Here is a 13,106-nt window from a genome sequence, read left to right on the forward strand (position 1 = left end):
GTACTGCAGGGGGGACCCTGTGGGAGAGTAGGACGCCGCCGAACTAATTGTGATGGGAAACCCCCGTGCCTTTGGGCACGGGGGTTTTCTGCGTTCACGACCGGAATTCCGGACCAGAATTCCCGGCCAGAATTCTGGGCCAGACCTCAGGGCCGCCTCCCATGCGCACCGCTTGTGTGTATTAGAGGCGGCCCGCTGCCTTGAGGGAGAGATAGGCGTCTGCCAGCGCCGGGGCCAGGTCGTCAGGGGTGGCGTCCACGACCGTGACGCCATGGCGGATGAGCTGTTCCGCGGTGCGCCGCCGCTCCGCCTGGGCCTGGGCGGCGGCTGCGGCGTCGTACACCGCCTCCGCGGTGCCCCGGGACGTGGCCATCTTCGCGATGTGCGGGTCCGCGACCGACGCGACGAGGACCGTGTGGCGCTGGGTGAGACGGGAGAGCACCGGGAGCAGGCCCTCCTCGATGGGGGCCGTGTCGAGGCTGGTCAGCAGCACGATCAACGAGCTGCGAGGGGCCGAGCGGAGTGCCGTCGCGGTCAGGCCACGGGCGTCCGTCTCGACGAGTTCCGGTTCCAGGGTGGCCAGGGCGTTCACGAGGGAGGGGAGCACGTCGCCCGCGGCCTTGCCCTGGACCAGGGCGCGCACGCGGCGGTCGTAGGCGAGGAGGTCGACGCGGTCGCCCGCCCGGGACGCCAGCGCAGCGAGGAGCAGGGCGGCGTCCATGGAGGAGTCGAGGCGGGGAGCGTCGCCGACACGGCCCGCGGAGGTGCGGCCGGTGTCGAGGACCAGCAGGATGTGGCGGTCGCGCTCCGGACGCCAGGTGCGGACGGCCACCGCGGACTGGCGGGCGGTGGCGCGCCAGTCGATGGAGCGGGTGTCGTCCCCGGGAACGTACTCACGGAGGCTGTCGAATTCGGTGCCCTGACCGCGGATCAACACGCTGGTGCGGCCGTCGAGCTCGCGCAGCCGGGCCAGCTTGGACGGCAGGTGCTTGCGGCTCGCGAAGGGCGGCAGGACACGCAGGGCCCAGGGGACGCGGTGGCCGCCCTGGCGGGTGAACAGACCGAGCGGGCCGTACGAGCGGATCGTGACGCGGTCCGCGCGGTGGTCGCCGCGGCGGGTCGGGCGCAAGCGTGTGGTGAGGCGGCGGCGCTCGCCCGAAGGGACGTCCAACCGGTGCCGGGAGGCGGCGACTTCGGTGCCGGGCTGCCAGCTGCTGGGAGGCCAGGCGTCACGGACCTCGGCGCGCAACGGGCGCTTGGTGAGGTTGGTGACGGTGAGCTGGACGTCCACGGGCTCGCCGAGGCGCACGGTGGTGTCGCCGGAGCGGGTCAGGCCGAGCCGGCGTACCGGCGCGGCAAGGGCGTAGTCACAGGCGCAGGCCAGGGCCAGTGGGGCGTTGACGGCCAGGATGCCGGTCCAGCTGGGTTCCAGGAGGCCCACAGGGAGGGAGCCGAGCGCCGCCAGGAGGGCGGCGCGGCCGGTGGGGGCCATCAGCGGGGCACCGGGACGTGGTTGAGGATTGCGGTGATGACGGAGTCGGCCGTCACGCCTTCCATCTCGGCCTCGGGGCGCAGCTGGACGCGGTGGCGCAGCGTGGGCAGGGCGAGGGCCTTCACGTCGTCGGGGATGACGTAGTCGCGGCCGGTCAGCCAGGCCCACGCGCGGGCCGTCGACAACAGAGCCGTTGCGCCGCGCGGGGAGACGCCGAGCGTGAGGGACGGCGATTCGCGGGTCGCGCGGCAGACGTCTACTACGTAGGCAGCGATTTCGGGGGAGACCGCGGTCTTGGCGACGGCTGAGCGGGCGGCTTCGAGGTCGGCGGCGGTCGCGACGGGGCGCACGCCCGCGGCGCGCAGGTCGCGCGGATTGAAGCCTTCCGCGTGGCGCTGCAGGACGGCGATCTCGTCCTCGCGGGCGGGCAGGGGCACCGTCAGCTTGAGGAGGAAGCGGTCCAGCTGGGCCTCGGGCAGGGGGTACGTGCCCTCGTACTCGACGGGGTTCTGCGTGGCGGCCACGAGGAACGGGTCGGGCAGGAGGCGCGGGGTGCCGTCGACCGTGACCTGGCGCTCCTCCATCGCTTCGAGCAGGGAGGACTGCGTCTTGGGCGGGGTGCGGTTGATCTCGTCGGCGAGCAGGAGGTTGGTGAAGACCGGGCCCGGCTGGAAGGAGAACTCCGTGCTGCGGGCGTCGTAGACGAGGGAGCCCGTGACGTCGCTCGGCATCAGGTCGGGGGTGAACTGGACGCGCTTGGTGTCGAGTTCCAGGGACGCGGCGAGGGCGCGTACCAGCAGGGTCTTCGCGACGCCGGGGACGCCTTCGAGCAGGACGTGGCCGCGGCAGAGCAGGGCCACGACGAGGCCGGTGACGGCGGGGTCCTGGCCGACCACGGCCTTGGAGATCTCGGTGCGCAGGGCCTCGAGGGAGGAGCGGGCGCGGTCGGAGCTCCCGGCGTTGTCAGTGGTCGGGTCCATCATGAACTACGTACCTCACTTTCGAGGGCGTCGAGTTGGTCGGCGAGGGCGATGAGCCCTGCGTCGTCGCCGGGCGGCGGGCCGAAGAGGAGGGGGTGCGGGTCCCGGCCCGGCGTGCGCAGGCGGCTGGTCAGGGCGGGCAGGAGCGCCTCGGGCGAGTGGGCCCGGGCGGTGGGGACGCCGACGAGGGGGGCGAGGCGGGTGCGGGTGGCCGAGCGAAGAGCCGCGGCGGCGCGGTCGCGGGCGTCGGCCTTGCGGTAGAGGCGGGCGCGGCCTTCGACGGCTTCGGAGGCGCGGATCGCGACGGGGAGTTTCTCGGGGACGAGCGGGCCGAGGCGGCGGGCGCGCCACAGGGCGGCGAGCGCGGCGGCGACGGCGAGCTGCAGCGTGCCCCAGAGCCAGCCGGAGGGGATCAGGTCGAAGAAGCTCTCGTCGGCGCTGTCGTCGACGGCGTCGTCGGCGAGCGAGGGGAGGTACCAGACCAGGTGGGGGCGGGAACCGAGGAGTTGCAGGGCGAGCGAGGCGTTGCCGTGCTCGTCGAGACGGTCGTTGTAGAGGATGTCGGGGGCGCCGAGGACGACGGTGTCGCCCTTCGTGTCCCCGGAGGCCGCCGTGGCGGGCAGGCGCAGGAGGCTGGGCAGGCCGTCGCTGGAGTAGCAGGAGTCGGCGGCGGGGGCGAGCGTCTCGTAGCGGATGCCGCCGACGTCGGCGGTGCCCGCGCGGCGGGCGGCGGGCAGGGAGCAGCCGGGGGACAGCGTCGAGTCGAGGCTGCGGGCGGAGTCCGCGGTGACCCCGGGGGCGAGGGTCGAGACCGAGAGGGTGTTGGGGGCGACCAGGACGGTGCGGCCTCCGGAGCCCTCGGTGGCGGCGTGCAGCCGGGACTGCTGGCCCTCGGTGAGGACGTCCGGGTCGGCCACGAGGAGCGTGGTGTCCGGGCCCGCGGCGGACCGGGCCTCCTCGGTGGTGGTGACCACGCGCGTGGACACGCCCCGGTCGTCGAGGAGTTCGGCGACGGCACGGCTGCCGTAGGCGTCGGCGGAGCGCGGGTCCAGGCGCCCGTGCTGGGCGCCGGAGCGGACGGCGGCGATGGCGATGCCCGCGGCCAGGATGACGACGAGCGCGAGGGCGATGCCCCGGGTGCGGGTCCAGAGCTGGCGGGGGGTGGGCGAGAGGGACGTTCCGGCGGGTGGAGACGTCTGGTCCGGGGCCTCTGCGTGCGTATCCGCCGGGGCCTCGGTGGGCGGGGCGGCGGTCCGCGGCGGGGCGTCCTCGGAGGTGCCTGGTGCGTTCGCGGGGCTCGTGGGGCCGGTCATCCGTTGGCTCCGGGGGAGCTGGTGGGGGGCGCGCCCGCGGTGGTGAGCACCGGCTTGGCGCGCTCCAGGGTCTCGTCGAGCCGGGCGACGCGGTGGTACGCCGCCGTGTCGGCGCTGCGGCCGCCGTACGTGACGTCGTCGAAGTCCCGGGCCGCGGTGTGCAGCTCGGTGGCGTGCGCGGGCAGGGTGCGGCCGGCCTCGGCGGCGGCCTCGTCCGCCGTGCGGCCGGGGCGCGGGTCGAGCAGGGCGCGCTCCTCGAGCGAGCGGACGACGGCGCGCATCCGCTCCTGGACGGCTTGGTTCCAGTGGCCCTGGGCGGCGTGCGCCTCGGCGGTCGCGCGGTGCTCGGCGGCGCTGCGGGGGCGGTCGTCGAAGAGGGCGGCCGAGGCGGCGGGGGAGCGGCGGGGCGTGCCCAGGCGCCACCACAGGGCCGCGACGACGGCGACCACGGCGAGGACGATGACGACCAGGCCGAATCCGCCGCCCGGAGCCGCCCCGGAGGCGGCGTTGAGCAGGTCGCTCACCCACTCCCAGAAGCGGTTCAGGGCGCGCTGGAAGAGGCCGGGGTCGTTCTCGTGGTACGCCGGTTTGGACAGCTCGTTCTCGGCGGCCTCCCGCGCGGGGTCCCGCGGGACGGTCACCGGCGGTTCGTCGCCGGTGCGCGGCAGCGACGGAGCCGTCCCGAAGCCGGGGAGCGACGACGGGACGGCCGTGCCGAGCCGGTTGAGTACTGCCCCCGCCAGGGTCACCGCATCAGCTCCCCGGGGTGCTGCCGGGCGTGTCGGAGTCGCCGTGGCCCGGGACGCCGGCCGCGCGGGCCAGCTCCAGGTCCAGGGCCTCGCGGCGGATCCGCTGGTCGATGTAGAGGAGCACGGCGACGCCCGCGTTGATCGGGAACGTGAGCATGGAGCCGATCACCTGCCCGATGCCGCTGACGATCAGGAAGGTCCAGCCGACGTCTCCGGTGCCGCTGTCCAGGAGGTTGGAGACGCTGTCGCCGCTGAGCGCGCCCGCGATGACGGTGAACGGGATGACGATGATCGACGAGATGACGTTCGCGATGACGGCGGCAAGGAGCTGGATGCCGAAGACCCGCCACCAGGAGCGGTCGACCAGCTTCGCGGACCGGCTCATCGACTTCTTCACGCCCTGCTTCTCCAGCATCAGGGCCGGGGAGGCGAGCGAGAGGCGGACCATCAGCCAGATGGCGACGATGCCCGAGCCGATGCCGCCGAGCACCGCGAGGGTGACGCCGACGTCGGTGGCCCCAAGGGCGGCGATCAGCACGCCGGGGAGGGTGCCGACCGCGACGATGCCCACCGCGATGAGCGGAAGGAGCAGGGTGAGGCCGAGCAGCTTGGGCAGCATCGGGCGGGCGTCCCGCCAGGCCTCCGCCGTGGTCACCGACCTGCCGAGCACGGCGCGGCTGGTGACCATGGTGAGCAGGGCGGTCGCCACGATCGTGCCGAGCAGGGTGATGGCCAGGACGACGCCGCTGCCCGCGAGCGTGGCGCCGAGGGCGCGGGTCACCTCGCCGACGGTCGCGCTCGGGTCGTCAAGGGCGTCGGTGTCGGCGGAGTCGTTGAGGACGAGCCCCTGGAGGAGGATGACGACGAGCTCGGTGACGACGGCGACGGTCAGCGAGATGCCGAGGACCGTGCGCCAGTACGTGCGCATGGTGGAGACCGCACCGTCCAGGATCTCGCCGACGGCGAGCGGGCGGAGCGGGATGACACCGGGCTTGGCGGCGGCGGGCGGGCCCTGCCAGGCGCCCCAGCCGCGATAGGGGCCGCCTGGGCCACCGGGACCTCCGGGGCCGCCTTGGCCGCCGCCCGGGCCGCCGGTGGGGCCTCCCCAGCCCTGTCCGCCGCCGGGGCCCTGGCCGGGAGGAGCGGGCGGGGGCGGGGTCTGACCGGGGCCCGGCGTGCCGGGCGCGGACCACTGGGCGGGCGGCGGCTGTTCCTTCGACCACTTCGAGGACGGGCCGCTCGGCTGGTCCTGGGGTGCCTTGGACTCCTGCTCGCCGGAGCCGTGGCCGTCGGAGGGGGCGGATCCGGGCGAGGCCCAGCCCGGAGTGTCGTTCATCGTCGCTCCTTCGCAGTGCCCGTCCGCGGTCGCGGCGGCGGGTTGGCTGCCATCGTGCCACGGGGCGGTGGCCCGGGGACCAGGCACGGTGGCCCGGAGACCGCGTGCTGTCCGGCCTTGACACCTTCTATTGTCCGACGGGTAGCGGGCAGACTGGGCGGATGGCTGATCAGTACGCGCAATCCGGCGAGGACGTACGGCCGACATCGCCCCCGACGACTTCTGGCAGTGACTCAGGGACCCCCGGCGGCCCAGGTGCGCCCGGCGCGCCCGACGCCTCCGGCATCCCAGGTGCGTCCGGCATCCCCGGAGCGTCCGGGATCCCCGGTACCCCCGTGGCCGCCGCGATTCCCGGGAGTCCGGAGACCTCCGCGGCCGCCGCGATCCCCACGATCCGGTGGGACGAGCCGCCCGAGGGCCCCGTTCTCGTCCTCCTCGACCAGACCAGGCTGCCGGGCGAGGAGACCGAGCTGGTGTGCACGGACGCGCCCGCCCTGGTGCAGGCGATCCGGACGCTCGCCGTGCGCGGGGCGCCGGTGCTCGGCATCGCCGGGGCGTACGGCGTCGCGCTGGCCGCGGCCCGGGGCTTCGACGTCGACGAGGCGGCCGATGCGCTCGCGGCAGCGCGGCCCACCGCCGTGAACCTCGCGTACGGGGTGCGCAGGGCCCAGGCGGCGTACCGCGGCGCGGTCGCGGGCGGCGCGGATCAGCGGGGCGCGGCGAGCGCCGCCCTCGCCGCGGCGAGGGCGCTGCACCAGGAGGACGCCGAGGCCAGCGCGCGGATGGCGGTGCACGGTCTGGCCCTGCTCGACGAGCTGCTGCCCGGTGGCGGGCACCGGGTCCTCACCCACTGCAACACGGGGGCGCTGGTCTCAGGCGGCGAGGGCACGGCCTTCGCGGTGGCGCTCGCGGCCCATCGCACGGGCCGGCTGCGCAGGCTGTGGGTCGACGAGACGCGGCCGCTGCTCCAGGGCGCCCGGCTCACGGCGTACGAGGCGGCGCGCAACGGCATGCCGTACACCCTGCTCACGGACAACGCGGCGGGGTCGCTGTTCGCGGCCGGTGAGGTCGACGCGGTGCTGATCGGTGCCGACCGGATCGCGGCCGACGGTTCGGTGGCCAACAAGGTGGGGAGCTATCCGCTCGCGGTCCTCGCCCGCTATCACCACGTGCCGTTCGTCGTGGTGGCACCGGTGACGACCGTGGACCCGGAGACCCCGGACGGCGCCTCCATCGAGGTCGAGCAGCGGGCCTCCCACGAGGTGACGGAGGTCACGGCGCCCTTCGTGCCGGTGGCGGGAGCGGGAGTGGAGGCGGGAGGGGGAATTCCGGTGGCGCCGTTGGGGACGCAGGCCTACAACCCTGCCTTCGACGTGACGCCGCCCGAGTTGGTGACGGCCATCGTCACGGAGGAAGGCGTCGTGTCGCCGGTGACAGCGGAGGCCCTTGCCGAGCTGTGTGCCAGGTCACGCCAGGTAACGATTAGCTAATGGGATGATGTCAGGCATGAAGGGACGAGTCCTTGTCGTCGACGACGACACCGCACTGGCCGAGATGCTCGGGATTGTGCTGCGTGGTGAGGGTTTCGAGCCGTCGTTCGTTGCTGATGGCGACAAGGCGCTGGCCGCTTTCCGGGAGGCCAAGCCTGATCTGGTGCTCCTGGACTTGATGCTGCCCGGTCGGGACGGCATCGAGGTGTGCCGCCTGATCAGGGCGGAGTCCGGGGTGCCGATCGTCATGCTCACGGCCAAGAGCGACACCGTGGATGTGGTGGTCGGTCTCGAGTCGGGGGCTGACGACTACATCGTCAAGCCGTTCAAGCCCAAGGAGCTGGTGGCCCGCATCCGGGCGCGCCTGCGTCGCTCCGAGGAGCCCGCGCCGGAGCAGCTGGCCATCGGTGACCTGGTCATCGACGTGGCGGGGCACTCCGTGAAGCGGGACGGGCAGTCCATCGCGCTGACGCCGCTGGAGTTCGACCTCCTGGTGGCGCTTGCCCGCAAGCCGTGGCAGGTGTTCACGCGCGAGGTGCTGCTCGAGCAGGTGTGGGGATACCGCCACGCCGCCGACACCCGCCTGGTGAATGTGCATGTGCAGCGCCTGCGCTCCAAGGTCGAGCGGGACCCGGAGCGGCCGGAGATCGTGGTGACCGTCCGCGGCGTCGGTTACAAGGCCGGACCGAGCTGACGTGTCCAAGGACAGTTCCGCTCCGGCGCCCGGCGACCCGGGAGCGCGACCGGGGCGGACTGTGCGGCCGCCACGGCGGGGGTCCCGGTTCGGGGCCCTCGTCGACAGTGGCCTGATGCTTCAGGGCGGGGTGCAGGGCAGCCCCGTGCTGCGGCTCTTCACGCGCTGGGTGCGCCGCCCGCTGCTGCCCGTGATGCGGCTGTGGCGGCGCAACATCCAGCTGCGGGTCGTCGTCACGACCCTCCTGATGTCGCTGGGCGTGGTGCTGCTGCTCGGCTTCGTCGTCATGAGTTCGGTCAGCAACGGCCTGCTCAAGGCGAAGGTCAACGCCTCCCAGAGCCAGGCCGACGGCGGCTTCAAGGTCGCCCAGGAGAAGGCCAACTCCGCGCGCCCGACCTCCCCGCAGGGCGACGGCGCCGACGGTCCCACCGCGCAGAACGCCGCCGTGTGGATGTCGGAGCTGGCTGAGCAGCTCGCGAGCGGCGGGCAGAACGCCTTCTACGTAGTGACACTGAGCTCCAACACGGGTGACGTCGGCAGTGTGCGCGGACCGCGTGCCTCCGGTGGCGTGGACCCGATCCAGAGCGTGCCCGAAGAGGTGCGCGAGAAGGTCGGCGAAGGCACGCTCGCCTACCAGAGCAACACCCGCATCGACTTCATCGACCACCGCGCGTCGCAGGCGGGCCTGGTGATCGGCAAGCAGCTCAGCGACCTCAACGGCGACTCGTACCAGCTGTACTACCTCTTCCCGCTGACGCAGGAAGAGGAGTCGATGCGGCTGGTGCGCGGCACGCTCGCGACGGCGGGCCTGTTCGTGGTGGTGCTCCTCGGTGCCATCGCCTGGCTGGTCGTGCGCCAGGTCGTCACGCCGGTGCGGATGGCGGCCGGGATCGCCGAGCGGCTGTCCGCCGGGCGTCTCCAGGAGCGCATGAAGGTCACCGGAGAGGACGACATCGCCCGCCTCGGCGAGGCCTTCAACAAGATGGCGCAGAACCTCCAGCTGAAGATCCAGCAGCTGGAGGAGCTGTCGCGGATGCAGCGCCGGTTCGTGTCGGACGTGTCGCACGAGCTGCGTACGCCCCTGACCACCGTGCGGATGGCGGCCGACGTCATCCACGAGGCCCGCGTGGACTTCGACCCGATCACGGCGCGCTCCGCGGAGCTGCTCGCCGACCAGCTGGACCGCTTCGAGTCGCTGCTCGCCGACCTGCTGGAGATCAGCCGCTTCGACGCGGGCGCGGCGGCCCTGGAGGCCGAGCCGATAGACCTGCGCGAGGTGGTGCGCCGCGTGGTGGGCGGCGCCGAGCCGCTCGCGGAGCGCAAGGGCACCCGCATACGGGTCGTCGGCGACCAGCAGCCCGTGGTCGCCGAGGCCGACGCGCGGCGCGTGGAGCGGGTGCTCAGGAACCTCGTGGTCAACGCCGTGGAGCACGGCGAGGGCCAGGACGTCATCGTCAAGCTCGCGGCGGCGGGCGGCGCGGTCGCCGTCGCGGTGCGGGACTACGGCGTCGGGCTCAAGCCCGGCGAGGCGACCCGCGTCTTCAGCCGCTTCTGGCGGGCCGACCCGGCACGCGCGCGTACGACCGGTGGTACGGGCCTCGGCCTGTCCATCGCCCTGGAGGACGCGCGGCTGCACGGCGGCTGGCTGCAGGCCTGGGGAGAGCCGGGCGGCGGCTCGCAGTTCCGGCTCACGCTTCCGCGTACGGCCGACGAGGTCCTTCGGGGCTCGCCGATACCCCTCGAACCCGACGACTCGCGGCGTCACCGCGAGCGGGAGGCCGCGGGGCTGCCGCGCGGGGGCGGCGGCAAGCGGGCCACCGTGCCGCACCAGCCGCAGGAGCAGACGCCTCCGCCCGTGCCCGCGAAGGCGCCGATCGCGCCGCGGCTCGTCCAGGCGGCGGCCCTGGACGTGGACCCGACGGCCCTGCCGGGCAACGGCGCGCGCGTGGTGCCGCGCCAGCCCCTGGTGCCGGGGGACGAGCGGACAGGCGAGCCGCGCGGTGACGTACCGGGTCGGGGAACTGACCGGGACGGCACCACGGCGGAGAAGGACGACGAGCCGGGAGCGGGCAGTGGCGGCGGGCCGGACACGGGCAGGAACGGCAGGCCTGGCGCCGACGAGGAAGAGGGAGCCTCGCGTGCACGCTGAACGGAACGGGCGCGGCCGCCCGCTGCGGGCCGGACTCGCGCTCACCGCCTGCGCGGTGCTGCTCGCCGGGTGCGCGTCCATGCCCGACGGGGGCAACCTGAAGAAGGTCGACGCCTCCCAGCGCCCCGACTCGCAGTCCCAGGTGCGCGTGTACGCGATCCCGCCGTCCGAGAACGCGCGCGCGGTGGACATCGTCCAGGGCTTCCTCGAGGCGCTGACCAGTGACGACCCGGACTTCACGATCGCCCGCAAGTACCTCACGAAGGACGCGTCCGCGGCGTGGGACCCGGAGCACTCCACCACGGTCCTCGCGGACGGCCCGAACACGGTCGCGGACAACCTGGGCAACGACAGCGGCGGCGGCAGGACGTACTCGCTGACCGGACGCCAGGTCGCGACGGTGAACAAGCAGCACGCGTACGTGCCCGACGAGAAGTCGTACGCGCAGACCGTGCACCTGTCGCAGCAGAGCGGGCAGAACGGCCGGGTGTGGCGCATCGACCGGCTGCCCAAGGGCATCGTGCTCGGCGAGTCGGACTTCGAGCGGAACTACGAAGCGGTCAACAAGTACTACTTCGCCGAGCCCGGGGCGGGGACCCGCGGCGGCGGCCCCAAGGCGCTCGTCGCCGACCCCATCTACGTACGGCAGCGCATCGACCCGCTGACGGAGACGGTGAAGTCGCTCCTGGACGGGCCGACGCACTGGCTGGAACCGGTGGTCAACTCGCGGTTCGACACCGGGACGCGGCTCGCGCCGGACGCCAAGTCGCTGGCGCCGGACGACAAGAACAAGCTGGTGGTGCCCCTGAGCGGGCGCGGCGGCCGGGTCGGCCAGGAGCGGTGCACCGAGATGGCCGCGCAACTGCTCTTCACCCTCCAGGACTTGACGTCGTCCGGCGTGGAGCAGGTGGAGCTGCGGCGCGAGGGCGGCTCGCAGCTGTGCGTGCTCGGCAAGGACCGCGCCGAGACGGTCGCGTCGCCGCGCAGCACGAACCGCCCGTCCTACCAGTACTTCGTCGACGACAAACAGCGCCTGGTGCGGATGCCGGGCAACGCGGGGAGCAACGCCAAGCCCGAGCCGGTGTCCGGGCCGTTCGGCCAGCCGGAGGAGGAGCTCCAGTCCGTCGCGGTGTCGCGCAACGAGGTGCGCGCGGCCGGGGTTTCGGCCGACGGGCACAGGCTGTACACGGCGTCCCTGGTCGGCGGCTCGCTCGGCGGTCCCGAGCTGCGCTCGCGGGGCAAGACGCCGGACCAGGGCCTGTCCACGCCCAGCTGGGACGGGCGGGGCGACCTGTGGGTGGCCGACCGGGACCGGAAGCGGCCGCGGCTCCTCTGGCTCGACCAGGGCACGGGCGAGCCGGTGCAGGTCAGGGTGTCGGGTCTGGACGGGCGCATCGAGGCGGTCCGGGTGTCGGCCGACGGCGTGCGCATCGCGCTCCTGGTGAAGAAGGGCGACAAGACGTCGCTGCGCATCGGCCGCGTCGAGCGTTCGGGCGGCAAGGGCGAGCAGCCGGAGATCTCCGTCGTCGAGCCGCGCGCGGCGGCACCGCAGATGGAGGAGGTCACGGCCATGTCCTGGGCGGGCCCGAGCCGCCTCGTGGTGGTCGGCCGCGAGTCCGGGGGCGTGCAGCAGATGCGGTACGTCCAGTGCGACGGCTCGGCACGCGCGGGCGCGACGCTGCCCGGTCTGACCGGCGTGAAGGAGATCGCCGCGTCCGAGGACGAGACGCAGCCGCTGCTCGCGCACTCGGACGACGGCATCGTGCGGCTGCCGTCGGGGGCGCAGTGGCAGACGGTGGGCAAGGACGGTACGGGGCCGGTCTATCCCGGCTGACGCGGCGCGTCGACGCAGCTCAGCCGGGGTGTGGGCGGTTGTCCACAGGGGGTTATCCACAGGGGTGGCAGGGTGGCCCCCGCATTGGCACAGTGGTGGACATGCGGGGGTGGTGGCAGGACCTCACGGGTCTGGTGCTGCCGGCCGAGTGCGGAGGCTGCGGGACGCCTCGGGTGGCGCTGTGCGCGCGGTGCCGGGCCGCTCTGTGCGGGGCCGCGCCGCGCAGGGTGCGGCCGGCGCCGGAGCCGCCGGGCCTTCCGGTGGTGCACGCGGCGGCGGCGTACGAGGAAGCGGTGCGGGCGGTTCTGCTCGCACACAAGGAGCGGGGCGCGCTGGCGCTCGTCGGGCCGCTCGGCGAGGCGCTCGCGGGCGCGGTGCGGGCCTCGCTGACGTGCGGCGGTGAGGAGGTGCGGGGCGCGGCCCGGGGGCGTGACACGGCCGCCTGGGGCGCCGGTGGGGCCTCCGTGCTGCTCGTCCCGGTGCCGTCCGCGGGGCGTGCGGTGCGGGCGCGGGGGCACGACCCCGTGCGGCGCATCGCGCTCGCGGCGGCGGGCGAGCTGCGCCGCCGCGGGGTGCCCGCGCGGGTGCTCGGGGCGCTGCGGCAGCGGCGGCCGGTCGCCGACCAGGCGGGTCTCAACTCCCGCGAGCGGCGGGCGAATCTGTCGGGCGCGCTGGGGGCGGTCCCCGGCGCCGGGCCGTTGCTGCGGGGCGCGGGGCACGTCGTCGTGGTGGACGACCTCATGACGACCGGCGCGTCCCTCACGGAGGCGGCACGGGCGTTGGGTGGCGTAGACGGCGTACAGGGGGAAGGAGATGACCAAGCGCACCAGACCGGGCGGCACCAAGCACGGAACGGGGCGGAGAACCAGATAGGGAACCAGCCAAGCCGCGGCGAGGAGAACGGCACCGCGGGTGCGACCGCTAATGCCCTGGTGGTCGGGGCAAAGGGCGCCGCAAAGACGGTCAGTGCGGCAGTCGTGGCGGCCTCACCGGATTCCTTCGAAATAAACCGGAACTGACTGAGAACTTTCATCGTTGCAGGTAGTGAGAGGGTCAGGACACCCGAATG

General features: G+C 73.9%; 10 protein-coding genes. 5 read left to right on the forward strand and 5 right to left on the reverse strand.

Translation table 11 applies throughout. From position 1 onward, the window contains the following. Positions 1–181: 181 nt before the first annotated feature. The 5 genes from IG74_RS0138340 to IG74_RS0138360 are packed head-to-tail and all read right to left on the reverse strand — an operon-like array spanning position 182 to position 5,870. Complete coding sequence (locus IG74_RS0138340; RefSeq protein ID WP_030686966.1) at positions 182–1,492, reverse strand: DUF58 domain-containing protein; 1,311 nt, start codon at positions 1,490–1,492, stop codon at positions 182–184. After that, positions 1,492–2,472 (reverse strand): AAA family ATPase, encoded by a 981-nt coding sequence (locus tag IG74_RS0138345; protein WP_420710015.1) that lies wholly within the window; start codon positions 2,470–2,472, stop codon positions 1,492–1,494. Before IG74_RS0138345 ends, IG74_RS0138340 begins: the two co-directional genes overlap by 1 nt. Continuing rightward, a complete protein-coding gene (locus IG74_RS0138350; protein WP_051856289.1) occupies positions 2,472–3,785 on the reverse strand; it encodes a DUF4350 domain-containing protein in 1,314 nt (437 codons plus the stop codon). Before IG74_RS0138350 ends, IG74_RS0138345 begins: the two co-directional genes overlap by 1 nt. Next, a complete protein-coding gene (locus tag IG74_RS0138355) occupies positions 3,782–4,534 on the reverse strand; it encodes a DUF4129 domain-containing protein (RefSeq protein WP_037826785.1) in 753 nt (250 codons plus the stop codon). Before IG74_RS0138355 ends, IG74_RS0138350 begins: the two co-directional genes overlap by 4 nt. Positions 4,535–4,538: 4 nt before the next feature. After that, complete coding sequence (locus IG74_RS0138360) at positions 4,539–5,870, reverse strand: membrane protein (RefSeq protein WP_030686974.1); 1,332 nt, start codon at positions 5,868–5,870, stop codon at positions 4,539–4,541. 335 nt (positions 5,871–6,205) lie between these two features. Between IG74_RS0138360 and mtnA the strand changes: the two genes are divergently transcribed. The 5 genes from mtnA (at position 6,206) to IG74_RS0138385 (ending at position 13,056) form a co-directional block, all read left to right on the forward strand. Next, positions 6,206–7,360: an S-methyl-5-thioribose-1-phosphate isomerase gene (mtnA, locus tag IG74_RS0138365; protein WP_030686976.1), complete on the forward strand. Its 1,155-nt coding sequence runs from the start codon at positions 6,206–6,208 to the stop codon at positions 7,358–7,360. A 4-nt stretch (positions 7,361–7,364) separates the two neighbouring features. Beyond that, the gene (mtrA, locus tag IG74_RS0138370) at positions 7,365–8,054 is read left to right on the forward strand and encodes a two-component system response regulator MtrA (protein WP_189176211.1); all 690 of its coding nucleotides are present in this window, start codon (positions 7,365–7,367) and stop codon (positions 8,052–8,054) included. 1 nt (position 8,055) lies between these two features. Then, positions 8,056–10,203 carry an MtrAB system histidine kinase MtrB gene (gene mtrB, locus IG74_RS0138375; protein WP_030686979.1) on the forward strand — a complete coding sequence of 716 codons (2,148 nt, stop codon included), beginning with the start codon at positions 8,056–8,058 and terminating at the stop codon, positions 10,201–10,203. Then, positions 10,193–12,037, forward strand: coding sequence for an LpqB family beta-propeller domain-containing protein (locus IG74_RS0138380; protein ID WP_030686981.1), 1,845 nt, complete (start codon positions 10,193–10,195; stop codon positions 12,035–12,037). The genes mtrB and IG74_RS0138380 overlap by 11 nt, the downstream gene beginning before the upstream one ends. A 101-nt stretch (positions 12,038–12,138) precedes the next feature. Beyond that, positions 12,139–13,056: a ComF family protein gene (locus IG74_RS0138385; protein ID WP_030686984.1), complete on the forward strand. Its 918-nt coding sequence runs from the start codon at positions 12,139–12,141 to the stop codon at positions 13,054–13,056. The last annotated feature ends 50 nt before the right edge of the window (positions 13,057–13,106 follow it).

Source organism: Streptomyces sp. NRRL B-1347 (genome assembly GCF_000720325.1).
In the GTDB taxonomy this organism is placed as follows: Bacteria; Actinomycetota; Actinomycetes; order Streptomycetales; family Streptomycetaceae; genus Streptomyces.

Excerpts from the sequence above, each read along its gene's own strand:
- IG74_RS0138340 (WP_030686966.1), bottom strand. The coding sequence starts at position 1,492 with ATGGCCCCCACCGGCCGCGCCGCCCTCCTGGCGGCGCTCGGCTCCCTC.
- IG74_RS0138345 (WP_420710015.1), bottom strand. The coding sequence starts at position 2,472 with ATGGACCCGACCACTGACAACGCCGGGAGCTCCGACCGCGCCCGCTCC.
- IG74_RS0138350 (WP_051856289.1), bottom strand. The coding sequence starts at position 3,785 with ATGACCGGCCCCACGAGCCCCGCGAACGCACCAGGCACCTCCGAGGAC.
- IG74_RS0138360 (WP_030686974.1), bottom strand. The coding sequence starts at position 5,870 with ATGAACGACACTCCGGGCTGGGCCTCGCCCGGATCCGCCCCCTCCGAC.
- mtrA (WP_189176211.1), top strand. The coding sequence starts at position 7,365 with ATGATGTCAGGCATGAAGGGACGAGTCCTTGTCGTCGACGACGACACC.
- IG74_RS0138385 (WP_030686984.1), top strand. The coding sequence starts at position 12,139 with ATGCGGGGGTGGTGGCAGGACCTCACGGGTCTGGTGCTGCCGGCCGAG.